The 23,293-nt window shown below is 72.2% G+C and carries 23 protein-coding genes and 1 pseudogene; 10 read left to right on the top strand and 14 right to left on the bottom strand.

Going from position 1 to position 23,293, the window contains the following annotated elements; genetic code table 11:
• Positions 1-50: 50 nt before the first annotated feature.
• Entirely contained in the window at positions 51-1,748 is a 1,698-nt protein-coding gene (gene paaN, locus HDA32_RS02000) for a phenylacetic acid degradation protein PaaN (RefSeq protein WP_218882293.1), read from the bottom strand.
• A 137-nt stretch (positions 1,749-1,885) separates the two neighbouring features.
• Between paaN and paaI the strand changes: the two genes are divergently transcribed.
• The 5 genes from paaI to HDA32_RS01975 all read left to right on the top strand — a co-directional run bounded on the left by paaI (position 1,886) and on the right by HDA32_RS01975 (position 7,807).
• Positions 1,886-2,365, top strand: a complete 480-nt coding sequence (gene paaI / locus HDA32_RS01995) for a hydroxyphenylacetyl-CoA thioesterase PaaI (RefSeq protein ID WP_312863002.1) — start codon at positions 1,886-1,888, stop codon at positions 2,363-2,365.
• Positions 2,362-3,711, top strand: coding sequence for a phenylacetate--CoA ligase PaaK (gene paaK / locus HDA32_RS01990; RefSeq protein ID WP_246334196.1), 1,350 nt, complete (start codon positions 2,362-2,364; stop codon positions 3,709-3,711). The genes paaI and paaK overlap by 4 nt, the downstream gene beginning before the upstream one ends.
• A 74-nt stretch (positions 3,712-3,785) precedes the next feature.
• A complete protein-coding gene (locus tag HDA32_RS01985) occupies positions 3,786-4,433 on the top strand; it encodes a TetR/AcrR family transcriptional regulator (protein ID WP_486387598.1) in 648 nt (215 codons plus the stop codon).
• A 358-nt stretch (positions 4,434-4,791) separates the two neighbouring features.
• Complete coding sequence (locus tag HDA32_RS01980) at positions 4,792-7,095, top strand: hypothetical protein (RefSeq protein ID WP_376766927.1); 2,304 nt, start codon at positions 4,792-4,794, stop codon at positions 7,093-7,095.
• Between the two features lie 346 nt (positions 7,096-7,441).
• Positions 7,442-7,807: an STAS domain-containing protein gene (locus HDA32_RS01975; RefSeq protein ID WP_179641540.1), complete on the top strand. Its 366-nt coding sequence runs from the start codon at positions 7,442-7,444 to the stop codon at positions 7,805-7,807.
• 60 nt (positions 7,808-7,867) lie between these two features.
• Here HDA32_RS01975 and HDA32_RS01970 read toward each other — a convergent pair whose 3' ends face one another.
• The 5 genes from HDA32_RS01970 to HDA32_RS01950 form a co-directional block, all read right to left on the bottom strand.
• Positions 7,868-8,578, bottom strand: coding sequence for a M50 family metallopeptidase (locus HDA32_RS01970; protein ID WP_179641539.1), 711 nt, complete (start codon positions 8,576-8,578; stop codon positions 7,868-7,870).
• Positions 8,579-8,666: 88 nt separating this feature from the next.
• Positions 8,667-9,704 (bottom strand): ABC transporter substrate-binding protein, encoded by a 1,038-nt coding sequence (locus tag HDA32_RS01965; RefSeq protein ID WP_179641538.1) that lies wholly within the window; start codon positions 9,702-9,704, stop codon positions 8,667-8,669.
• 268 nt (positions 9,705-9,972) lie between these two features.
• Positions 9,973-10,896, bottom strand: coding sequence for a DUF4097 family beta strand repeat-containing protein (locus HDA32_RS01960; protein ID WP_179641537.1), 924 nt, complete (start codon positions 10,894-10,896; stop codon positions 9,973-9,975).
• A gap of 55 nt (positions 10,897-10,951) precedes the next feature.
• Positions 10,952-11,620 carry a response regulator transcription factor gene (locus HDA32_RS01955; RefSeq protein WP_179641536.1) on the bottom strand — a complete coding sequence of 223 codons (669 nt, stop codon included), beginning with the start codon at positions 11,618-11,620 and terminating at the stop codon, positions 10,952-10,954.
• A gap of 2 nt (positions 11,621-11,622) precedes the next feature.
• A complete protein-coding gene (locus HDA32_RS01950) occupies positions 11,623-12,969 on the bottom strand; it encodes a sensor histidine kinase (protein ID WP_246334194.1) in 1,347 nt (448 codons plus the stop codon).
• A 189-nt stretch (positions 12,970-13,158) separates the two neighbouring features.
• Between HDA32_RS01950 and HDA32_RS01945 the strand changes: the two genes are divergently transcribed.
• From HDA32_RS01945 to HDA32_RS01925, 5 genes are all read left to right on the top strand, one after another.
• On the top strand, positions 13,159-13,569 hold the full coding sequence (locus tag HDA32_RS01945) for a TOBE domain-containing protein (protein WP_179641535.1): 411 nt from the start codon (positions 13,159-13,161) through the stop codon (positions 13,567-13,569).
• Positions 13,562-14,401 carry a molybdate ABC transporter substrate-binding protein gene (gene modA / locus HDA32_RS01940; RefSeq protein WP_179641534.1) on the top strand — a complete coding sequence of 280 codons (840 nt, stop codon included), beginning with the start codon at positions 13,562-13,564 and terminating at the stop codon, positions 14,399-14,401. Before HDA32_RS01945 ends, modA begins: the two co-directional genes overlap by 8 nt.
• Positions 14,398-15,225, top strand: coding sequence for an ABC transporter permease (locus HDA32_RS01935; protein WP_179641533.1), 828 nt, complete (start codon positions 14,398-14,400; stop codon positions 15,223-15,225). The genes modA and HDA32_RS01935 overlap by 4 nt, the downstream gene beginning before the upstream one ends.
• Positions 15,222-16,283, top strand: a complete 1,062-nt coding sequence (locus HDA32_RS01930) for an ABC transporter ATP-binding protein (RefSeq protein WP_179641532.1) — start codon at positions 15,222-15,224, stop codon at positions 16,281-16,283. The genes HDA32_RS01935 and HDA32_RS01930 overlap by 4 nt, the downstream gene beginning before the upstream one ends.
• 667 nt (positions 16,284-16,950) lie before the next feature.
• Positions 16,951-17,469, top strand: coding sequence for a hypothetical protein (locus tag HDA32_RS01925; protein WP_246334192.1), 519 nt, complete (start codon positions 16,951-16,953; stop codon positions 17,467-17,469).
• A gap of 70 nt (positions 17,470-17,539) precedes the next feature.
• Here the strand turns inward: HDA32_RS01925 and HDA32_RS01920 are convergent, their stop codons facing one another.
• From HDA32_RS01920 to ehuC, 8 genes and pseudogenes are all read right to left on the bottom strand, one after another.
• Positions 17,540-17,974 (bottom strand): SRPBCC family protein, encoded by a 435-nt coding sequence (locus HDA32_RS01920; protein ID WP_179641531.1) that lies wholly within the window; start codon positions 17,972-17,974, stop codon positions 17,540-17,542.
• A 264-nt stretch (positions 17,975-18,238) separates the two neighbouring features.
• Positions 18,239-18,430: pseudogene (locus HDA32_RS32005) on the bottom strand (NUDIX domain-containing protein); the annotation flags it as partial.
• A gap of 72 nt (positions 18,431-18,502) precedes the next feature.
• Positions 18,503-19,171 carry a GOLPH3/VPS74 family protein gene (locus HDA32_RS01910; protein ID WP_179641530.1) on the bottom strand — a complete coding sequence of 223 codons (669 nt, stop codon included), beginning with the start codon at positions 19,169-19,171 and terminating at the stop codon, positions 18,503-18,505.
• A 129-nt stretch (positions 19,172-19,300) separates the two neighbouring features.
• Positions 19,301-20,221 carry a CPBP family intramembrane glutamic endopeptidase gene (locus tag HDA32_RS01905; RefSeq protein WP_179641529.1) on the bottom strand — a complete coding sequence of 307 codons (921 nt, stop codon included), beginning with the start codon at positions 20,219-20,221 and terminating at the stop codon, positions 19,301-19,303.
• Positions 20,222-20,295: 74 nt separating this feature from the next.
• A complete protein-coding gene (locus HDA32_RS01900) occupies positions 20,296-20,769 on the bottom strand; it encodes a flavodoxin family protein (protein WP_179641528.1) in 474 nt (157 codons plus the stop codon).
• A 340-nt stretch (positions 20,770-21,109) separates the two neighbouring features.
• Positions 21,110-21,943 (bottom strand): ectoine/hydroxyectoine ABC transporter ATP-binding protein EhuA, encoded by an 834-nt coding sequence (gene ehuA, locus HDA32_RS01895; RefSeq protein WP_246334190.1) that lies wholly within the window; start codon positions 21,941-21,943, stop codon positions 21,110-21,112.
• Positions 21,930-22,577: an ectoine/hydroxyectoine ABC transporter permease subunit EhuD gene (gene ehuD / locus HDA32_RS01890; RefSeq protein WP_179641527.1), complete on the bottom strand. Its 648-nt coding sequence runs from the start codon at positions 22,575-22,577 to the stop codon at positions 21,930-21,932. The genes ehuA and ehuD overlap by 14 nt, the downstream gene beginning before the upstream one ends.
• Entirely contained in the window at positions 22,577-23,290 is a 714-nt protein-coding gene (gene ehuC, locus HDA32_RS01885) for an ectoine/hydroxyectoine ABC transporter permease subunit EhuC (RefSeq protein WP_179641526.1), read from the bottom strand. The genes ehuD and ehuC overlap by 1 nt, the downstream gene beginning before the upstream one ends.
• Between the last annotated feature and the right edge of the window lie 3 nt (positions 23,291-23,293).

Here is a 23,293-nt window from a genome sequence, read left to right as displayed (position 1 = left end):
GCCGACGGGCCCGGGATCCGCGACCGCCGGTCCCGGGCCCGCGCACGGCCTCAGGCGTGCCGGCGCGACTGGACGAAGTTGAAGCGGCCGGCGACGAAGGCCGGGTCGGTGAGCGAGGCGGTGGCGGCCGGGTTGGCCCCGGTGCCGTGGTAGTCGCTGAAGGCGGCCGACTGGTTGACGAACACCTGGCCGGTCAGGTTCGCCGAGATGTTGACGCCGGCCTCGCACGCCGCCCGCTCGGCCGCGTCCAGGACGGCCTCGTCGGTGGAGTACACCGAGGCCGTGAGCGCGCCCCGCTCCGCGATCGTCTCCCGGACCAGGCGTAGCGAGTGCTCGGTGTCGTCGGTGGTCACCACGAACGAGATCGGGCCGAAGTGCTCCCGCCCGAACACGTCGCGGCGCTCGGCGCCGAGCCCGACGATGGTGGGCGTGCGCACGACCGCCTCGGCGAAGTCGGGGTGCGCGACCTCCGTGGACTCCAGCAGCACGTCGCCGAGCCCGGCCGCCTCGTCGATGCGCCGCAGCACCCCGTCGTTGGCGATCGCGCCGAGCACCCCGGTGGCGCGGGCCGCGTCGCCCAGCAGCTTCCCCACGGCCGCGGCGAGATCGGCGCCCACCTGGTCGGCGCTCTTGTGCCCCTCGTCGGTGTCGATCCCGGCGCGCGGCAGGTAGATGTTCTGCGGCGTGGTGCACATCTGCCCGCTGTACAGCGACAGCGAGAACGCGAGGTTGCCCAGCATCTGCCCGTAGTGGTCGGTGGAGTCCACGACGACGGCGTTGACCCCGGCCTTCTCGGTGTTGACGAACGCCTGGGGCGCGTTGGCCTCCAGCCATTCGCCGAACTCGGTGGAGCCGGTGAAGTCCACGATCCGCACTTCGGGCCGGGTGGCCAGCGCCGCGGCCAGCCGCTCCTCGGGCCGTTCGGCGGCCAGGAGCACGGTGTCGGGGTCGAGCCCGGCCTCGGCCAGGACCTCGCGCGCCACGGCGACGGTGATGGCCAGCGGCAGGACGGCGCGCGGGTGCGGTTTGACGATGACCGGGTTGCCGGTGACCAGGCTGGCGAACAGGCCGGGGTAGGTGTTCCAGGTGGGGAAGGTGTTGCAGGCGATCACCAGCGCGACGCCGCGCGGCACCGCGTGGAAGCGCTTGTCCATGGCCAGCGGTTCGCCCTTGCGCTGCGGCTTCTCCCAGCGCACCGATTCGGCGTACCGGGCGATCATGTCGTAGCCGTAGGCGACCGCCTCCAGCCCGCGGTCCTGCGCCTGCGGCCCGCCGGCCTGGAACGCCATCACGAACGCCTGCCCGCTGGTGTGCTGCACGGCGTGCGCCATCTCGAAGCTGCGCCGGTTGAGGCGGTGCAGGATCTCCAGGCACACCCCGGCGCGGGTCCGCACGCCGGCGTCGCGCCACGACGGCAGCGCGGCGCGGGCCGCGGCGACCAGGGCGTCGGCGCCGGCGTGCGGGTAGCCCACGCCCAGCGCGATGCCGTAGGGGGAGCGCTCGGTGACGATGCGGTCGTCGGCTCCCGGCTGGTCGAGGGGGAAGTCGGTGCCGAGGTGGCCCTCGAACGCCGCCAGCCCCGCCGCGGCCGCGTCCTCGCCGTAGACCTTCGGGCTGGGGGACTCCGGGTACGGGGTCCAGAAGTGCCGACCGTGCGTGGCGGCGACCGCCTGCTCCAGGGTCTGCCGGTGCCGCGTGAAGAACTCCGCCGGTTCTGTCGTCGCCTGGCCCACGAGTCCACTCTCCAAGGTCGTTTCCGCTGACGGGCTCCGCCGCCTCTTGACAGGCCACCTGCCGGTGGTGGTTCCCTATGACGTATTACTAACCGACCGTTCGTTCAGCACGCAAGGGGCGGGACGGCGGCGCTCACGGGAGGCGGTGCCACGTGTCGGAGAACGGGTCCGCGGCCGGACCTGCGGCGGCTGCGGCGCCGGACGGCGCGCAGCGCACGGCCGAGGCGTCGGTGGCGGCGATGATGGCGGCCGACGCGGCCTCCAACGCGCTGGGGATCGAGGTCACCGGTGTCGCACCGGGGTGCGCGCGGGCGAGCATGCGCGTCACCGACCGGATGGTCAACGGCCACGGCATGTGCCACGGCGGTTACGTCTTCCTGCTCGCCGACACCGCGTTCGCCGCTGCCTGCAACACCTACGACGTGGTCACCGTCGCCGCCGGCGCCGACATCGCGTTCGTCTCCAGCGCCCGTCCGGGCGACGTCCTCCTCGCCACAGGGACCGAGCGGACCCGCTACGGCCGCAGCGGCGTCTACGACATCACGGTCACCCGCGCCGACGGCGACGTCGTGGCGGAGTTCCGCGGCCGCAGCCGCGCCCTCCCGGGCCACGTGAAAGGTGCACAGCGTTGACCCAGCAGATCTCGCCCGGCACGCCGCGGCTCCCGCGCCGCCTGGGAACCGCCCCCGACCCGGCCGGCCTGGACCCGATGGAGCGGGCGTCGCGGGCGGTTCTCGAGGAGCACCAGCTCCGGCGGCTCCGGTGGACCCTGCGGCACGCCTACGACAACCAGCCCTTCTACCGGCGCAAGTGCGACGCGGCGGGGGTGCGCCCCGAGGACTGCCGCGAACTCGCCGACATCGCGCGGTTCCCCTTCACCACCAAGCAGGACCTGCGCGACGCCTACCCCTTCGACGCGTTCGCGGTGCCGATGGACCGCGTCCTGCGGGTGCACGCCTCCAGCGGCACCACCGGCCGCGCCACCGTCGTCGGCTACACCAAGGGCGACCTCGACGTCTGGGCCGACCTGGTGGCCCGCTGCATCCGCGCCTCCGGCGGCCGCCCGGGCGAGAGGGTGCACGTGGCCTACGGCTACGGGCTGTTCACCGGCGGCCTGGGCGCGCACTACGGCGCCGAGCGGCTGGGCTGCACCGTGATCCCGGTCTCCGGCGGGCAGACGGCCCGGCAGGTCCAGCTCATCCGGGACCTCCGCCCCGACACGATCATGGTGACGCCGTCCTACCTGCTCACCATCGCCGACGAGTTCCGCCGCCAGGGCGCGGACCCGCGCGGCACGTCGCTGCGCACCGCGGTGCTCGGGGCCGAGCCCTGGACCGAGGACATGCGCACCGAGATCGAGGAGACGTTCGGCCTGCACGCGGTCGACATCTACGGGCTGTCGGAGGTCATGGGCCCGGGCGTGGCCAACGAGTGCGTGGAGAGCAAGGACGGGCTGCACGTCTTCGAGGACCACTTCCTGCCCGAGATCGTCGACCCGATCACCGACGACTCCGTCGCCGACGGCGGGGAGGGCGAGCTGGTGTTCACCTCGCTGACCAAGGAGGCGCTGCCGATCGTGCGCTACCGCACCCGCGACCTGTCGCGGCTGCTGCCGGGCACCGCGCGCCCGGCGTTTCGGCGCATGGCCAAGGTGACCGGACGCAGCGACGACATGATCATCCTGCGCGGGGTGAACCTGTTCCCGACCCAGGTCGAGGAGCAGGTGCTGCGCATTCCCGCGCTGGCCCCGCACTTCCAACTGGTGCTGCGCCGTCCGGCCCGCATGGACGAGATGACGGTGCGGGTGGAGCACCGCCCCGGCGCCGCGGCCGCCGACATCGGCACCGCCGGGGCGCGACTGGACGAGGCGGTCAAGGAGCACCTCGGGGTGAGCGCGGCCGTGGAGGTGGTGGCGCCCGACACGCTGGAGCGCTCCGTCGGCAAGGTCCGGCGCATCGTCGACGAGCGGCCGAGGTAGCACCGGCCTCCGCGGGCGTCCTGTGGGGGAGGTCTCCCCCACAGGACGCCCTCCACTTGAGAAGATCGAGAGCTGTGCCCAACTCACCCGTTCCCGGTTCCCCGGCGCGACGCCGCGCCGGGCGCCCGGGTCATGACGCCGAGTCGGTGCTGGGCGTGGCCGCGCGGGTGTTCAACGAGCGCGGATACGACGGCACCAGCATGGAGGACCTCGCGCGCGCCCTCGGCGTGACGAAGTCGGCCATCTACCACCACGTCGCGGGCAAGGAGGAGCTGCTCCGCCAGTCGCTGGACCGCGCGCTGGACGCGCTGTTCGCCGTCACCGGGGAGACCGGGGCGACGACCGGCCCGGCGATCGACCGCCTGGAGCACGTGCTGCGCGGCAGCGTGCGCGTGCTCGTCGACGAACTGCCGCACGTGACGCTGCTGCTGCGGGTGCGCGGCAACACCGACGTGGAGCGGCGCGCGCTGCAGCGGCGGCGCGAGTTCGACCACTTCGTCGGCGGCCTGGTGCGCGAGGGCGTGGCGGCCGGCGACATCCGCCCCGACGTCGATCCCGCGCTGACCGGCCGGCTGCTGTTCGGCATGGTCAACTCGATCGTGGAGTGGTACCGCCCCGGCCGCGGCCTGGACGGCGCCGAACTCGCCGACGCCCTGGCCGCGGTCGCCTTCGGCGGCCTGCGGACCACCCCGCCCACTGGAGGGTCGCGGCCTCGGCCATAGGGATTCTGAAACCCCGGCCACAAGGGTCCGCGGTGAACGGGCGGTCCGTCGTGTGGCCGAAGGCCCGTGTGCGGGTGCCCGGCTCCGCGCGAAGCACACCGGATGTCCTTGTGCTCCAGGCCGACACCCTGGTTTCGGCGTGCGCTGAAGGCGGCGGGTCCGCTTCGCGCACGGGTGCGACGTTCACCTCAATGGGCCTGCGGCCGCACGAGAGAACCGCACCCGTGCGAACCCTCTCCTGAGGCTGAGGTCACAAGACCCCTGTGGCCAAGGTCTCCGACCACCGGATTGAGGTCACACGCTCAATGCTCCGTGGCGATTAGTGTGAGCACGAGCCGTCGGAAACGCTGAGGGGGGCTTGGCCGTGGCGCATCGGAGCGGGCAGTCGCGCGTCGCGATCGTGCTCGCCGTCCTGCTCGTCCTCCTCCCCCTGACCCTGCTCCCCCCGGTCCCGGCCGGGCCCGCCGCCGCGGTCGGCGCCCCCGCTCCGGATCGGCCCGCGGGGCCCGTCGTGCTCGTGGGCGTGCCCGGTCTCATGTGGGAGGAGATCGACGCCGAGACCATGCCGAACCTGTGGGCGCTGGCCCAGGAGAGCGCCATCGGCAACATGTCGATCCGCACGGTCACCTCCCGCACCTGCCCCGTCGACGGCTGGCTGAGCGTCTCCGCGGGCCAGCGCGCCGCCAGCGAGCGCCAGACGTACTCCATCTGCGAACTGCCGCGGCTGCCCGAGCGCGACGGCGACGGCGCGGTCGTGCCGGACTACAGCGAGCACATCGAGTACAACGCGGCCTCCAGGTTCGCCGCGCGCGTCGGGCTGCTCGGCGACGCGGTGCACGCCGCCGGCGGCTCCACCCTTGCCGTCGGGCCGGGCGCGGCGCTGGCCGCGGCCGACGGCGACGGCCGGGTCGACCGGTACCTGAGCGGCGTGGACGGGCTGCGGCCCGAGTACTGGGACGAGGCCGAGCTCGCCGTCATCGGCCTCGACGACCTCGCCGACCTGTACCTGGACCCGCCGAAGAACCCCGACGCCGAGATCGACGAGGACGCCGTCGAGGAGCAGGAGGAGCCCGAACCCGACCCGATCCAGGACGCCGACCGGGTGGAGCGGCTCTCCGCCGTCGACGCCCAGCTCGGCACGGTGCTGGACTCCCTGCCGCCCGGCTCCGTCCTGATGGTGGCCGGGGTCTCGGTGGAGGCCGGAGCCTCCAACCTCAACGCCGCGCTGCTGCACGGCGTCGGTCCCGACGGGGAGGACTTCGACGGCGGCTACCTGGCCTCGGAGTCCACCCGGCGCGCCGGCCTGGTGACGCTGACCGACATCACCACCACGCTGCTGCACGCCCTGAGCGTGGACAATCCGCCGGGTCTGGTGGGCCGCGCATGGATGGAGGTGCCCGCACCGGCCGACTTCGACGAGGCCGTCACGGGGCTCGTGGAGTTCAACACGGCCGCGAAGGTCGTGGAGTCGCTCATGGCGGGCTTCTTCAGCGGCCTGGTCGCGCTGCAGCTGCTCATCTACGCCGCTGCCGCCTACACGTTGAAGCGCTACGGGGACCGGGACCGCAAGAAGCGCGATCTCGTGCTGTCCGTGACCCGTGTCGTGGCGCTCGCCGGGGCGGCGTTCCCGGTGTCGAGCTACCTTTCGAACCTGATCCCGTGGTGGTCCGCCGAGACTCCGCAGCTCGCGCTGCTGAGCAGCGTGCTGCTGGCCGACGCGCTGGTCGTAGGGGCCGCGATGGCCGGGCCGTGGCGCCGCGGCATCCTCGGACCGAGCACGGTGGTGGCGGGCGTCACCACGGCGGTGCTGTTCATCGACATGTGCACCGGCGCGAACCTGCAGATGAACTCGCCCACCGGCTACACCCCGATCGTGGCCGGCCGTTTCTACGGCCTCGGCAACATCGCGTTCGCGACGTTCGCGACCGGCATGCTGATGACCGTGGCCGGCATCGCCCACGTTCTCCTGGCGAGGGGGCTCCGCACCTGGGCGGTGGCGTCGGCCCTGGTGATCGGCGTCGCGACGCTGTTCGTCATCGGCTGGCCGAACCTGGGCACCGACTTCGGCGGGGTGGTCGCGCTCATCCCGGGCCTGGCGGTGACCGTGCTGATGATCGCCGGGCGGCGGGTGACGCCGTTCCGGCTGCTCGCGGTCGCCGGGGTCGCGGTCGCCGTGATCAGCGCCCTGGCCTACCTGGACTACCTGCGCCCGCCCAACGAGCGCAGCCACCTCGGGCTGTTCGCCGGCCAGGTGGTCAACGGGGAGGCCTGGACGGTGGTGTCGCGCAAGCTGGGCGCGATGCTGGGCTCCCTGGGCAATTGGCAGTTGACCCTGTTGTCGGCCTGCGCGCTGCTGTTCCTGTTCGCCGTGTTGAACAATCCCACCAACTGGCGCATGGGCGTGCTGCAACGGGTCTACGAATACGCGCCGACGCTGCGCGCCGGACTCACCGGTTCACTGGTCACGGCGCTGACCGGATTCGCCGTCAACGACTCCGGAATCGCCATCCCCGCGCTGGCGCTCACCGTGGCCGTGCCGCTCACGCTGGCGGCGTGCACGTGGGTGCTGCGGCGGGAGGGCCCGAATTCGCATTCTCGACATAAACCCCGAAGCGCGGCTCCCGCCACCGAAGTAACGAAACGGCCAACCGGCATGTGGTAGTGTCCGGGGACGGATGCTTGTTTTAAGCGTCTTAGAAACGAGTGGGCGCAGGCTTGTCGCATACAAGCCGTTCACCGGGCCTTTGGGCCGGATTCAATTGTCGGTCCGACCGCCCGAGTCACAGTCGAAGCCCCCCGGCACGAGACGGTGACCTTTTGCATGTGTCTGACAAGTCCTCATTGTCAGCATGAGGGGTAGCACACATATGAGGCAGCGGTTCTGCCACAGCGGCGCGCCCGCCACCACGTTGACCCGCGGTCGTGTCGGCCATCCCGGACGAGGGAGCGGCCGGGCCGTAGTGCCATCCGGCCGGGCAACGGCATCGGCGTATCACCCCGGAGCGAGCATGCCCGCGCTGCAGATCACCATCCGCAACCACGACGACGGCACCGTTATCGTGCTCGACGGAGAGATCGACATCGCCACCGAGGACGAGTTCCACCGGGCCGTGCTCGACGCCATGAGCGCCGAGCAGCACGGGCGCGTCGTCCTGGACTGCACCCGGCTGTCGTTCATCGACTCCAGCGGCCTGCGGGTGCTCATCCAGTGCCACAAGGCCGGCAAGGAGCACGACAGCCGCGTCTTCATCGCGGCCGCCTCCGAGCGCGTGACGCAGATCCTGCACGTCACGGCCATCGACACCCGTATCCCCGTGTACCCGACCGTGGAGTCGGCGCTGGCCGCTCCGGTGGAGACCTCCAGGCAGCGCTGAGCCGGGCCCCACGCGGGAGGGCAGTCAGCGGCGGCGCCGGGTCTCACACCCCGTCGGCCCCTAGAACATCAGCAGCCACACGCCCAGCGCCAGCACGGCGAGGTTCACCAGACCGAAGAAGAACACCCAGGCGGTGCCGGGGACGCCCGTGAGCCGGTCGAGCTGGTCGGCGTCGGAGTGCGGCGAGGGCTGCCGGGAGCGCTGGGCCTGGAGTTCGAACACCGGCCGCACTCCGGCGAAGAGCATGAACCAGGTGAACGCGTAGGCGAACACCGCCTGGACCTCGGCCGGGGTGAACCAGGAGACCAGGAAGACCAGTGCGCCGGTGCCGACCACCGAGACGACGCCGTAGACGTTGCGGATGAGCAGCAGCATCGCGGCCAGCAGCAGGATGCTGATCCACAGCAGCGCGGTGATGCGGTCGCCGAGCAGCAGCAGGATCCCGGCCAGGCCGACCAGCGACGGCGTGATGTAGCCGGCGGCGACCGTGAAGATCATGCCGATGCCCTCCGGCCGCCCGCGCGAGACGGTGACGCCGGAGGTGTCGGAGTGCAGTCTGATGCCGGTGAGCTGGCGCCCGCTGAGCATCGCGATCAGGGCGTGCCCGCCCTCGTGCGCGATCGTCACCACGTTGCGGGCGATCCGCCAGGGCCCGCGCACGAGCACCGCCACGAGCGCGACCACGCCGGTGGCGATGATCAGCCACTGCGGCGGGGCCGGCTGGGTGAGGAAGACGTCCTGCCAGACCTCCGCGAACGATGTTGCTTCCATGGCCTCGCTTCTCTTCCTCGGTTCCGGCACGCGCTAACGAACTGTAGGCCATGCGGGCGAAGCGGGCATCCGGCGCCGGTCCGCGACCTCAGGGCCGCGGGCCGAACTCCTCCTCCACCCAGTCGGCCGTGTACATGGCGGCCAGGTAGTCGGGGCGGCGCGCCTCGACCGGGATGCCGTGGGCCCTGCCGTTCTCGAAGGAGGGCAGTCTGCTCCACAGGGAGTCGGCCGCCAGTTCGGAGAGCGGAGTCGTGGCCCGCCCCTCGTAGAGGAGCAGGGACTCGCCGGTGAACACCTCGGAGATCTCCTCCTCGCTGACCTCGATCCAGTCCTTGGTGGGCGCGTCCGGGACGGCGTCCTCGGGCAGCGGGGCCGGTTCGAACCCGAAGTCGGTGAGCAGCCGCACGCCGGGGGCGCCGTCGTGCAGGGTCTGGACGGTCTCGGCGTCCAGGGCGACGCTGGTCGGCTGCTCCGGCAGGGTCGCGGCGGCGGTGACCTCGGTGACGCGCTCCTCGTAGCCGTCGATCAGCTCCTCCGCGCGGTCCTCGGCACCGAGGACCCCGCCGAGCGCGGTGAGCTGCTCCTGCCAGTCGTTGTCGGAGGAGTCGAGGAACACCGTCGGCGCGATCTCGCCGAGCCGGTCGTGGAGCTCCTCGGCCGCAGCCATCGGCCGGCCGACGCCGCCGGCGACGATCAGGTCGGGGTCGGCCGCCGCGACCGCCTCCAGGGAGATCTCCGCCGAGTCGGAGAGGATCTCCACCCCGGCCTCCTGGGCGGCGCCCCTCCAGTGGACCGGGAAGCCGTCGGCGTCGTAGCGCACGCCCCCGCTCATGCCGGTGGACGTGGCGGCCACGGGCGCCCCCAGGGACAGCAGGTCACCGGTGAGGCTCGCGTTCAGGGACAGGACGCGCCGCGGCTCGGCGGGGATCTCCACCTCCCCTTTGTCGGTCCGCACCGCGCGCGTGGCGCCGCCGTCGGCCGAGGCGGCACCGGGGTCGCCGCCGGTCGCGCAGGCCGGGACGGCCAGCAGGCCGGCCGCTACGAGGGCGAGGAGGAGATGTGGCCGGGCCACGGAGGTTCGGCGGGCGCGGTCCGCGGCCGCGGGTTCCTGGCGGAGCACAGACATCGGGTTCGGGTCCAATCCACGGTAGCCAGATATGCCCACAAAAAAGGCAAAGAGATCCAAGGAGACAAAAGCCCCAAAGACGAGGTTAGCCTAACCTAAATCTGGCTCTTCTGCGCCCCCGGCCGTCGAGCGCGTCGCCGATCTCCCCGGACGGCGCCTGGATCACTGATGGGGGGAGGACGGGGACTGTTTCCAGGCCCCACCGGGCCGTGCGGTGGTGAACGGGAGGACTGCGGCCACAGCCCTCCAACCTCCACGGTCAGTACATCTAGTCCGGCCGGATGTTGACCGCGCCGGTGGTCGTGGTCGCGTCGATGCGGGTGGCGGCGCCGGAGTCCGTCGGGACGTCGATGTCGCGCTCACCCGTCGTGGAGTCGCCGGTGACGTGGTACTCCTCGTTCTCAGGGACCCGGATGCCGATCTGGCCCGTGGTGCTGTCGGCGGTGATCCGCTCGAACGCGTCGGCGGTCTCGATGTGGATCTCGCCCGTGGTGGTCCTGACGGCGGCCTCGCTGAAACCGCCCTCCAGGTTGACCGATCCGGTGGTGGACTCGGCGTCGACCTCGGTGGCGGCGAAGTCCTCCAGGTTGATCTCGCCGGTGGTCGTCCTGGCCTCGGCCCTGTCGCCGGATCCGTGGGCGCTGATGTCCCCGGTCTGGCCGTCCAGGTCCAGGTTCCCCTCGACGTTGTCGAGCGCGATGTCGCCGGTGAGGCTGGCCGCCGCCACGTCGCCCCGCACCGAGGAGACCTCGATGTCACCGGTCGAGGTCCTGACGGCGACCTCGGTGCCCTCCGGAACGCCGATCTCGTAGTCGACGGCGCAGTTGCCGAAGAAGAGGAACGCGCCCTCGCACTCGGCCTCGACCCGCAGCGCCTCCCCGTTCCCCCTGATCGCCTCGGAGGGGTCGGTGATCAGCGAGCCGTGCAGCTCGCGCTCGACCCTGACCTCGCCGCCGTCGACGCCGTGGACGTTGACGTCCCCCGCCGTGCCGTTCTCGACGACGACCCGGGCGGGCCTCTCGTACTCGTCGCTGCGCTCGCCCTGGGCGGTCGGGAGCCCGCCCAGCACACTGAACATGCCGTAGCCCAGCGCCAGCACGGCGACGAGCGCGCCGATGAACAGCCAGCCGAAGCGGCGCTTGCGCGGGACCTTGCTCGAAGAGGCGTAGAGGCCCCTGCCGGTGAATGTCATGTCGTCGTTCCTCTCCGGGGATCGGCGGGGGAGGCGCCCCCGGCCGTGCGGTCGGTCAGGGGGTCGCCCCGTGCGGGACACTGCTGCGCAGGTACTGCAGGACCGCCAGCACCCGCCGGTGGTCGTGGTCGTCGTGGCCCAGGTCGAGCTTTGTGAAGATCGCCCGGATGTGCTTTTCGACGGCGCGCTCGGTGACGAACAGCCGTGCCGCGATGCCGGCGTTGTTCAGCCCCTCGGCCATGGCCGCCAGCACCTCGCTCTCGCGCGGGCTGAGCCGGTCGAGCGCGCTGTCGCGGCTTCCGCTCAGCAACTGCGCCACCACCTCCGGGTCGATCGCCGCGCCGCCGTCGGCGATGCGGCGCAGGGTCACCAGGAACTCGTCGATGTCGGCGACCCGGTCCTTGAGCAGGTAGCCGACCTTGCTGGAGCCGCCGCCCAGCAGCTCGGCGGCGTAGCGGCCGACGACGTGCTGGGACAGCAGCAGGACCGCGACGCCGGGGTGCTCGCGGCGGATCCGGATCGCCGCGTGCATCCCCTCCTCCGAGTAGGTGGGCGGCATCCGGATGTCGACCAGGCACAGGTCCACGTCGCCGTGCTCGGCGATCGCCTCGAGCAGGCCGTCGGCGTCGCCGACCTGGGCGACGATCTCGATGCCCTCGTCCTGCAGGAGTTTGGCCATGCCGCTGCGCAGCAGCACCGAGTCCTCCGCGATGATGACGCGCATGGTCAGGCCCTCCAGGGGATGTCGGCGGTGAGGACGGTGCCCTCACCCGATGGGCTGTGCAGGGTGAGCGTGCCGTCGACCGCGTTGATCCGGTCCCACAGGCCGTACAGTCCGGTCCCGGCGTCGGGTTCGGCCCCGCCCTTGCCGTCGTCGGTGACGGTGAGCCGCAGCAGGTCGCCGCGGCGCCGCCCGATGCGCTCGGCGCGCACCGTGGCGGTCTCGGCCCCGGCGTGCTTGGTGACGTTGGTGAGCGCCTCGCAGGCGACGTAGTAGGCGACGCCCTCGGCCCGGGAGGAGGGGCGCTCGGCCAGTTCCACCTCGACCCGCACCGGCAGCGGGCACCGGCCGGCGGCCACAGGGAGGGCCGCCTCCAGGCCGTGGTCGGTGAGGACGCGCGGGTGCAGGCCGCGCGCGACCTCGCGCAGCTCGGCCATCACCGCCTTGGACTCGGCCTGGGCCTCCTCCAGCAGCGTGCGGGCCTGCTCTGGGTCGCGGTCGAACTTCGACCGCGCCCGGGTCAGCGTCATGGTCACGGCCAGCAGCCGCTGCTGGGCCCCGTCGTGCAGGTCTCGCTCGATCCGGCGGCGCTCGGCCTCGGCGGCGTCGACCATCCGCAGCCGGCTGTCGTGCAGTTCGATGATGCGGCGGTGCGCCTGCACCCGGGGCGAGTCGAACAGCAGCCGCTGGGCGAGCGCCACGTCGGCGCGCACCAGCAGCGGGGCCGCCCAGAACCCGGCGACAGCGGCCGCCGGTCCGAAGACGACCAGCAGCAGCAGCGGCTGAAGCACGTTCGTGTCGGTGACCAGGGTGGCGAATGTGCCGTTGACCAGGGTGGCCCCGGCCCCGATGAGGACGCCGAGCGCCGCGCCGCCGACCCCGATCAGGACGAGGACCAGGCCCCCGGTGAACAGGCTGCTGAATCCGGCGGCGGTGCTGTAGAACACCGCGCCCCAGGCGTCCCGCCCGAAGAGGTGGCGCGCCGTCCGGACCGTTCGGCCGCCCTCGGGCGCGGACGGAGGGACTCCGGCCTCGACGATGCCGAAGACGCCCTCCAGCCGGCTGCGCTGGATCCGGCAGGCCAACCGGGCCAGCAGGGTGGTGAGCGGCAGCAATATGGCGACCGAGAGGACGGTCACGAGCGTGTCCAGGAGGACGGCCCTCTCCTGCAGCATCAACACCAGCGTCCAGGAGACCCCGTTGACGATGGAGGTCAGCAGCAGGACCGGAACCAGGTAGAGCAGCGACAGCACCAGCGAGGTGAGCAGGTGCAGCACCGATACCGACCGCTCGCGCCACGGCCGTGCGGCCGCCGCCTCGGTCGCGACCATGACGGCCGGGGTGCTCTGCATGTTCGCGCTCCTCCGCTGATCCTTCTCCACGTTAGGTTTCCGCGCCGTGCCCGGCCATGGCGGCAGCACACCGGATCGGGGTGGTGTCAGCACTACCCCGGCCCCGGACTCCGGACCGTTTCCCCGTGTTCGCATTTGCGAGGCATATCCCCCTTTTCAATCCGCAGATGCAAGGGATAGGTTCTGAGCGTGTCGAACTTTCGGATCAGCGAGGTCGCCGGGCTCATCGGGGTGAGCGGCGACACGGTGCGCCGCTGGGTGGACTCCGGACGGCTGGCCGCCGTGCGGGACGAACACGGGCACCGCCTCGTCGACGGCGCGGAGCTCGCCGCGTTCATGCGCGCGGGCGCGCACGAGGATCCGGGGCTGGCCTTCTCCTCCGCCCGCAACCGGTTCCGCGGGCTGGTCACCGGGGTGACCAGGGACGGGGTGATGGCGCAGGTGGAGATGCAGGCCGGACCGCACCGGGTGGTCTCGCTGATGAGCAGGGAGGCCGCCGACGAAATGGGCCTGGAGGCGGGGTCCCCGGCGACCGCGATCGTGAAGTCGACCAACGTCATCGTCGAGGGCGACCCGAGACCGGAGACCCGCCATGCCTGATGCCTTCGCTCTTCGCCCCCGGTCCGGGCGGCGCGGCCTCGGCGGCGCGCCGGGGAGGGGCCGGAGGAGCCGTCCGGCCGCCCTCCTGGCCGTGCTGCTGCTGCCGGCGGTCGCGGCATGCGGACAGGTCGACGCAGGCGGGCAGGCGGCCGAGCAGACGCTGACCGTGTTCGCCGCCGCCTCGCTGACCGAGGCGTTCGAGGAGCTGGGCGAGCGGTTCGAACGCGAGCACCCCGGCGTCGCCGTCGAGTTCGGCTTCGCCGGCAGCTCCGATCTCGCCGCGCAGATCAACCAGGGCGCCCCGGCCGACGTCTACGCGTCCGCCGATCCGGCCACGATGGACCTCGTCGTCGAGGCCGGCGGGGTCGACGGCGAGCCCGAGGTGTTCGCCCGCAACACGCTGGAGATCGCGGTGCCCGCGGACAACCCGGCCGGGGTGACCGGGCTGGCCGACCTCGGGGCCGACGGCGCCACGGTCGCACTGTGCGCCGAGGAGGTGCCGTGCGGCGCCGCGGCCCGGAAGGTGATGGACGCCGCCGGCGGCGTCGAGATCACCCCGGCGACCTACGAGGACGACGTGAAGGCCGCGCTGACCAAGGTGGAGCTCGGGGAGGTCGACGCCGCGCTGGTCTACCGGACCGACGTGATCGCCGCCGGCGACGCGGTCGAGGGCATCGGGTTCCCCGAGGCCGAGTCGGCGGTCAACGACTACCCGATCGCCGTTCTGCGCGAGGCGCCGCAGCCCGGACCGGCCGCGGAGTGGGTGGAGCTGGTCCGGTCCGGGGAGGGCGCCCAGGTCCTCGGCGACGCCGGCTTCACGACGACCGCATGACCCCGCGCGCCCCCGCGGGCCGCCGACGCGGCCCGCGCGTCGCGTCGGGGCGGTTCCCCTGGCTGCTGGTGCTGCCGGCGCTCATCGGCTTCGCCTTCCTGGTGCTGCCGTTCCTCGGGCTGCTGATCCGGGCGCCGTGGCCCACCTTGGGAACCCGGCTGCTGATGCCCGAGGTCCGCGACGCGCTCGGTCTCTCCCTGGTCACCGCGACGATCGCGACCGGCATCGCACTGGTGCTCGGGGTCCCGCTGGCGTGGCTGCTGGCCCGCACCGACTTCCCCGGCCGCCGGATCGTGCGGGCCCTGGTCACGGTCCCGCTGGTGATCCCGCCGGTGGTGGGCGGCGTGGCGCTGCTGCTGGTGTTCGGCCGCAACGGCGTCATCGGGCAGTACGTCCACGCCTGGACCGGCTACTCGCTGCCGTTCACCTCCGCGGCGGTGGTCGTGGCGCAGGTGTTCGTGGCCATGCCGTTCCTGGTGATCAGCGTGGAGGGCGCCGTGCGCGGCGCGGACCGGCGCTACGAGGAGGCCGCCGCGACGCTCGGCGCGACCCGGTCGACGATCTTCCGCCGGGTCACGCTGCCGATGGCGGCGCCGGGCGTGCTGGCCGGAGCGGTGCTGTGCTGGTCGCGGGCGCTCGGCGAGTTCGGCGCGACCATCATGTTCGCCGGCAACTTCCCCGGCCGCACCCAGACCATGCCGCTGGCGGTCTACCTGGCCATGCAGCAGAGCCCCGAGGCGGCGATCGTGCTCAGCCTGGTGCTCCTGTTCGTCTCCCTGGCCATCCTGGTCGGTCTGCGCGACCGGTGGGCGGGCGTCGCATGACCGGCGTTCCCGCGGCCCTGGCCGCGCGCCTGGTGGTGGAGCGCGGCGGATTCCGGCTGGACGCCGAGTTGAACGTGGCGCCCGGCGAGGTGCTGGCGCTGCTGGGCCCCAACGGCGCGGGCAAGTCCACGGCGCTGCGGGCGCTGGCCGGGCTGGCGCCCATGGCCGACGGCCGGATCCTGCTGGACGGGGCCGACCTGACGACGGCACCGACCGAGGACCGCCCCATCGGCATGGTGTTCCAGGACTACCTGCTGTTCGACCATCTGAGCGCGCTGGACAACGTCGCGTTCGGCCCCCGCTGCCAGGGCGCGTCCAGGGCCGGTGCCCGCGCCCGCGCGGCCGAACTGCTGGAGAGGGTCGGCCTGGCCGACCACGCCCGGGCCAGGCCCCGCGCGCTGTCCGGCGGGCAGGCCCAGCGGGTGGCGCTCGCCCGCGCGCTGGCCGTGCGCCCGCGCCTGCTGCTGCTCGACGAGCCGCTGGCCGCGCTGGACGCGCACACCCGCGCCTCGGTCCGCTCCCGGCTCCGCCGCCACCTGGCCGACTTCGACGGAGCCGCCGTCATCGTCACCCATGACCCGCTGGACGCGATGGTGCTGGCGGACCGGGTGACCGTGATCGAAGAGGGGGCGGTCGTGCAGGACGGCCCGCCCGCCGACGTCGCCCGGCATCCGCGCACCGGCTACGTGGCCCGGCTGGTCGGCCTCAACCTCTACCGGGGCGAGGCCGACGGGACGCGGGTGGAGGTGGTCGGCGCGGCGGGCGCGCCGGCGCGGATCGCGGTCGCCGAGCCGTGCGAGGGCGAGGTGTTCGTCGCGTTCCCGCCCCGCGCCGTGGCGCTGTACCGGGAGCGGCCCGACGGCACGCCGCGCAACGTGTGGGAGCTGGTCATCGACGGGATCGAGCGCTTCGGCGACCAGGTCAGAGTGCACCTCGACGGCGACGTGGCGCTGAGCGCCGACATCACCCCGGCCGGGTTGGCCGAGCTCGGCGCCGGCAGCGGCGAGCGCGTGTGGGCGAGCGTGAAGGCCACCGAGACGCGGTGCTACCCGGCCTGACCGAGTCGCGCGGAAGCCGGATGGGCCCGGGGCGCCGGTGGACATGCGGCCCAGGCCCGCTGCACGGCCTTGTGGTCGGCCGGACGGCGGGTGGCCTGCACGGAAAAGCGGCGCCAAGGGCGGTAGGGAGTGCTGCACGCGCGAACATGTCCGTTTTACACGGTGCCGGTCCGCACCGACGGTGTCGGCGTGCGCTTCGCGCGCGGGAGGGCGATTTCCCGTCCACGGGCCTGGCGGCCACGCGAGAGAATCGCCCACCCGCACGCCGTCCCTCCTGGGGCGGACCTGCACGACCCCCGGGGGGTCGAGGCGGAGGGGCCCACCCGCACGCCTGCTCCATCCCGGGGCCGAGGGTGAAACCCAAGGTCAAGATCGGCGGAAGGAGACGGTGCCGTCCCGGCCCCCTGCCGCCGTCACCGCCGCTTTTCGCCCACGATCACCCGTCGTCCGACAGCGAGCAAGGCCGCACAGCCGACCTTGGCCACCCGTTCGGCGAAAACCCGGGCCGCGCAGCTTCCGCAGACCTCGGGAGGGCCGCGTGGAAAACCGGTCGCCGACCGGGGTGCGCCACGCCCAGGAATCAATCAACCGACCCCTGACCTCCCCGAGTTACAGTAGTCACGCTCCGTAGTTATCTAGTGACTATACGAGAGGGATACTTGTGTCTTTGAAGCGAATCTTCGCCTCCGCCCTGCTCACCGCCATGGCCGGCGCATCCTTCGGCATGTTCGGCGCCGCTCCCGCCCAGGCGCTGGAAGTCGACCGTGACCACCACGGCTACTGCGAGGACAACGGCTGGTGGCACGCGAAGGGCCACCACCACGACTGCGACGAGGACAACGGCGAGGACGACGACCGCAAGGGCGACGACGACGGCAAGGACGACGACGACAGCTGGAAGGGCCACCACCACCACGACGGCTATCACGAGGACGACAAGGACAACGGCAAGGACGACGACCGCAAGGGCGACGACGACGGCAAGGACGACGACGACCGCAAGGGCGACGACGGCTACCACGAGGACAACGGCAAGAAGGACGACGACAACGGCGACCACCGCTGGCACGAGAAGGACGACGACAACGGCGACGAGGACGAGGACGAGAAGGGCGACGACGAGGACGAGGACGAGGACAACGGCTACTACGAGGACGACGACCACAAGGGCCACCACCACCACTGAGCCCCGCTCCACCTGCCTTGACGCCTAGCGTTTCCGCGCCCCCGGCCACGTGGCCGGGGGCGCGGGCGCGTCAGCCCTCTTCCGCGAGCCGCTTGAGGCGGGGCAGCGTCCGCTCGATGCCGCGGGCGTTGCGGGCCGGGTAGCCCAGCAACTGGTAGACGACCGCACCGGCGTAGGAGTAGTCGAACGTCTCGGTCACCCGCGTGGTCCCGTCCTCCAGCGGGTCGAGTTCCCAGCGCCAGCGGTGCGGACCGGCGTGCCGCCAGGCGATGAGCCGGCCCTCCTCGAACTCCACCACCCGGTTGGTGATGCGGTAGGGCAGGCCCAGGCGCATGCTCATCCCGAACCTGGAGCCGAGCTCCAGCCGCTCGGGGCCGTGCGCGTTCTCGCGCACGCTGCCGGACCCGTCGAACTCCGGGTGCCTGCGCGGCGCGGCGAGGGCGTCGAAGATCCTGCTCGCCGGGGCCGCGATGACGACACTCCGGGAAACCTTGCGCTCGGCCATGCTGAAGTCCTCGGGTCGGTGGGATCAGGGCGCGCTCCCGCAGCGCGCGCCGCCACCCTATCCACCGCCTCCGGCTCACTCCCGGGCGGCGTGGCGTTCGATCGCGGCCAGGGGCGCGTCCGCGGCGCGGACGTGCAGGACCCAGAACGCGCCCTTGCGCAGTGAGAGCTGCTGGGACACCGGGGGCCGAGCCTGGTGAGCGCCTCGCGCATGAGGTCGGTGATCAGCTCCCCGTGCGCGCAGACCAGCGTCGGCCCTGCCGCCCCCGTCCAGGGGGCGCAGCCCGGTCTCCTCGGTGACCTCGCGCACCGCCCCGGTCAACGGGTGCTCCTTGCTCTTCAGCCTGCCCTTGGGCAGGGTCCGATCGCCGCGATCCGGGCGGTGCACCAGGGCGACCTCGCGCCCGGCGGCGCCGTCGCACCACAGCACGGCGCCGGCGGCGCGGATGGGCTCCATGTACCCGCCGGGCGCGGTGTCGCGGGGCGGGCGTTCACCGCGGGGCGCGGGGCGCGGTCGCGGCCTTCGGCGTCACGATCCTCCGTCGGACCCGGCCCCCGCCCCGGCCGCTGCCGCGGCCGTCGCGGCCTCGACCGACTGGATCACCTTGTGCACCGCCTGGCCGATCCGGTCGTCGGCCACGATCTCCTTCATCCGGCGGCGGCGCTCCCCGCCGGGGAGGCCGGGGAAGAGCCTGCGGTCCGACCGGACCGCGCCGACCAGGGCGAGCAGCGCGACCGAGCGGGGGTCGGGCGCCCGCTCCCCGACGAGGACGGAGTGCAGCCGCGCCCGCAGCTCCTCGCGCTGGTCGGGCCGGACGGGGAAGTACCTGTTGAGGGGGAAGACCAGCAGCACGCGGTCCTCCTCGTGGCGCAGCACGCCGCGCTCGACCGCCCTCTGCAGCAGCCGCCTGCGCAGCTTGGCCGACCGCGTCTTCTGCACCCACCACTTGACCTTGCGGTTGCGCGGCTCCGTCGCGATCCGCTCGGCGAACCCGTCGAGGTCGACGTCACCGGTACGGGCGTAGCGGTCGGCGTAGACGTGGTCGCCGTCGATCGCGATCCGCCGGGTCAGTGCGAGATCGGCCAGCATCGTCCCTGCGAGCCCGCAGGCGAGCCGGTTGGCGTCGCCGAGCAGGCGCCCGGTGGCGGGATCGTGGAGCAGCAGGAGCAGTTCCTCGGCCAGGATGCGGTCGGACATGGGGTCCTCTCGGGTGTTCGGCCGTCGGCCGGTGGGCGGTACGCGCTCCGAGTATCCCGCGCGGTCCCCGGGCGCAGCGGGGTCTCCGGGGCGCGGGTCCGGATCCGGCCGCGCTCCCCCGCGCGGCCGTCACACCGGAGGTGCCAGGTAGGGGCCCACGACCAGCAGGACCACGCCGGTGCGCAGGATCACGTTGAGCCAGATGCTGCGGTAGCACGACCAGAGGTAGCCGTACAGCAGCCCCGTGACCCCGTAGGTGGCGATCCCCAGGGTCACGTCGCCCCCCAGCAGTTGGGCGCCGCCGCGCAGCATGTCCACGTAGCCGCCCAGGGCGGTGTAGGTGGCGGCGAACAGCAGCGAGGCCAGCACGATGCCGGGCCACCGCCCCAGGGCCCACTCCAGTCGGCTCTGGATCATGCCGCGGAAGAAGACCTCCTCCGGGACCGTGATGAGCAGGAGCGCGCCGACCAGCCCGAACACGAAGACGTGCGACAGCGAGGGGAGGAGGTCCCGGTGGACCGCTGCGAGGACCGCGAAGCAGGCCACGACGGGCACCGCGCCGAGCCAGCGCCACGGCCGCGTCACCTTCATGGCCAGTTGCGGCATGCCGTCCTCGGGGCGGCTCACCGTGAGGCCGGCCCGGTCCACGAGCAGGACCGGGAGGACGAGGAGGAAGAACGCCCGCACCGCCGGGGTGGCGAGGCCGACGAAGTCGTCCTCCAGCACGCTGAAGACGTGGCCCACGGCCGTGGCCCCGACGAGGAAGCCGATCAGGCAGTAGATCAGGGAGAGCAGTTCCCGCGGCACCGGGTGGCGGTCGAGGATCCGGTGCAGCCGGGCGTCGAGGTCCGCGCGCGCCCCGGTCGGCGTCGCCAGCCGCACCAGCGGCAGGGCGACGCCGACCGGCAGCCAGACCGTCCAGAACGGGGAGGGCACGTTCACGACGCCGATCCAGCCCAGCCCGGCGAACTCCGCGAGCGCCGTCATGCAGATCGCGAACACGAACACGGTGCAGCCGACCCACAGCACCCACCGGCGTGCCATGTCCATGGCATCTCCCCCAGAACAGGGTTTCAGTCTGCCCCGGGAGAAGATAAAAGCAGCGCAATGGCTACGGTATGTCGTTATTCCTGGTGATAGCCTTCTCGCTCCACGGCGGCCAGGGCCGTCACCGCTCCGAGCTCCCAGCACGCCTCGCGGTCGGCCCGGGTGAGCTCGCCGGTGACGGCGAGCGCGGGGCGGTGCCGCCGCCACCCCATGCCCTTGGCGACGGACTCGACGGCGCGCACCGCGCCCGCGGTGTCGCTGTTGCCGTGCACGTAGAGACCGTAGGGCAGTCCGGCCGTGTCGGCGAGGCACGGGTAGTAGACGGTGTCGAAGAAGTGCTTGAGCGCCCCGGACATGTAGCCGATGTTGGCGGGGGTGCCGAGGACGACCGCGTCGGCTGCGAGCAGGTCGGGCGCCGTGGCCCCCAGAGCGGGACGGGTCAGCACCTCGACGCCCTCGACGTCATCGGTGCGCGCCCCCTCCAGCACGGCCTCCAGCATGGCCTGCGTGGTGGGCGAGGCGGTGTGGTGAACGATCAGCAGTCGTGCCATGGCCCCAGGTTCTCAAAGGCGCGCCCTCTCCCGATCTCGAAGCTGGGTTTTGACCTAGACCGCCGGGGGTCTTTGACTCCAGCCACAGGCTGGAGCTCCGCGGTGACGGGGCGATCCTCTCGCGTGCCGAAGGCCCTTCAGGGGATCGCACCGGCGCCGCGCCGCCTACGCCGCCTGCTTGGCTCCAGACCGAAACCATGGTGTCGGTCTGTGTCCACGGCGTTCCGCGCACTCCGCGTGCGGGAGGGCGATTTTGCGTCCACGGGCCTTCGGCCACGCGAGAGAATCGCCCTCCCGCACGCCTACTTCCAACCTGCGGCGGGCCGCGGCCCTCTTCTCGTCAGCCGCTCTCCAGGACCGCGTGCAGGAAGGACTTGGTCCGCTCCTCGTGCGGGTCGCCGAAGATCCGCTCGGGCGGCCCCTCCTCCACGATCTGGCCGCCGTCGAACATGAGCACCCGGTGCGACACGTCCTTGGCGAAGCCCATCTCGTGGGTGACGGCCAGCATCGTGATGTCGGTGGTGCGGGCGATCTCCCGCAGCACGTCCAGCACGCCCGCGACCAGCTCGGGGTCGAGCGCGGAGGTCACCTCGTCCAGCAGCAGGATCTCCGGCTGCATCGCCAGGGCGCGTGCGATGGCCACCCGCTGCTGCTGACCGCCGGAGAGCTGCGTCGGGTGCGCGTCGATCTTGTCCCGCAGGTCGACCATCTCCAGCAGTTCCTCGGCCCGTTGGTCGGCCTCGTCCTTGGACACCCCAAGGCTGTGGACGGGCGCCTCGGTGAGGTTCTTGCGGACGCTCATGTTCGGGAACAGGTTGAACTGCTGGAACACCATCCCGATCTTCTTGCGCACCTGGCGCAGGTGCGCCTCGTTGGCCGGAACCAGCCGGCCGTTCCGGTACATCAGGTTCAGCGGTTGGCCGTTGACCCAGATGACGCCGCCGTTGACGTCCTCCAGCGTCATCAGCAGCCGCAGGATCGTCGTCTTGCCGGATCCGCTGGGCCCGATCAGCGTCACGCGCTCCCCTGCGGCGACGTCGAAGTCCAGCTCGCGCAGGACCACGTTGTCGCCGAACCGCTTGACCACCTTGTCGAAGTGGATCAGCGGCCCGCCCGGGGCCTGCGGCCCCTCGTCCCTGGGCTGCGGGGCGCCGGTGTTGTCATACTGCGGCATAACGTCGCTCCAGGAATCGAATCAGGATCGCGGACAGCGCGCTCACCAGGATGAACAGCACACCGACCGTAGTGATCGTCTCGAAGTAGCGGAAATTGACCCCGCCCAGGCGGTAGGCCTGCGACAGCAGTTCGGGCACGGTGATCGCGAACAGCAGCGGCGTGTCCTTGAACATCGCGATCAGGTAGTTGCCCAGCGCCGGGATGACCTTGCGGATCGCCTGCGGGAGCACCACCGCGCCCCACACCCGGTGCGTGGGCAGGCTCAGCGCCCGCGAGGCCTCCCACTGGCCCTTGGCCACGCCCTCGATGCCGGAGCGGTACACCTCGGCCGTGTAGGCGGCGTAGTGCACCCCCAGCCCGACGACGCCGGCGACCAGCGGGGACAGCGTGATCCCGAAGCCCGGAAGCACGTAGAAGACGAAGAACAGCTGCACCAGCAGCGGGGTGCAGCGGATGAACTCCATCACCCAGAACACCCCGGTGCCGATCACCGGCGTGCGCCGCACGATCGCCACCGCGAGCCCGAGGATCAGTGCCAGCACGTAGCCGAGGACCGTGGCCTGCACGGTGTAGCGCAGACCGGTGAGCAGATCGGGGAGGATCCGCCCGGTGAACTCCCAGTCCCACACCATCAGGCATCACCCGTCTTGGCCGCCGTGAGCGCCCGGCCGCGCCGCTCCTTCTTGACCGGCCCCCGGCCCAGCCTGCTGTTGGCCCGGCGCTCCAGGTAACGCATGCCGACGAGCAGCACCTGCGCGATGACGAAGTACATGACCAACGCGCTGAGGAAGGCCAGCAGCGTCTGGCCCGAGGAGGCCCGCTGCTGCTGCGCCACGAACGTCAGGTCCGAGACCGCGATCAGCGAGACGACCGCGCTGCCCTTCATCAGCTCGATGACCAGATTGCCGAAGGTCGGCAGCATCTGTGCCCACGCCTGGGGCAGGATGACCAGCCGCATCCGCTGCGCCCACGTCATGTTGAGCGCGACGGTCGCCTCGTACTGGGCGCGCGGCACCGCCTTGATGGACCCGCGCACGTTCTCCGCGCCGTAGGCGCCGACGTTGAGCCCCAGCGCCAGGATCGCGGCGAACACCGGGTCCAGCAGGTACGGCGTCACATTGGGGACGCCGTAGAACAGCCAGAACATCAGGACGAGGGCGGCCACTCCGCGGAAGACCTCCACGTAGACGGTCGCCGCCGCCCTGGCCACGCGGCTGCGGGTGGAACCCACGATGCCGACGACCATGGCGATCACGAACGCGAGCGCGCAGCCCCCGATCGTGATCGCCAGCGTGTATCCCGCTCCACTGAGGTAGAGCGGGAAGCGTTCGATGAAGAAGTCCACTGA

Source organism: Spinactinospora alkalitolerans (genome assembly GCF_013408795.1).
Taxonomy (GTDB): domain Bacteria; phylum Actinomycetota; class Actinomycetes; order Streptosporangiales; family Streptosporangiaceae; genus Spinactinospora; species Spinactinospora alkalitolerans.
This window is presented reverse-complemented; position numbering and strand designations above follow the sequence as displayed.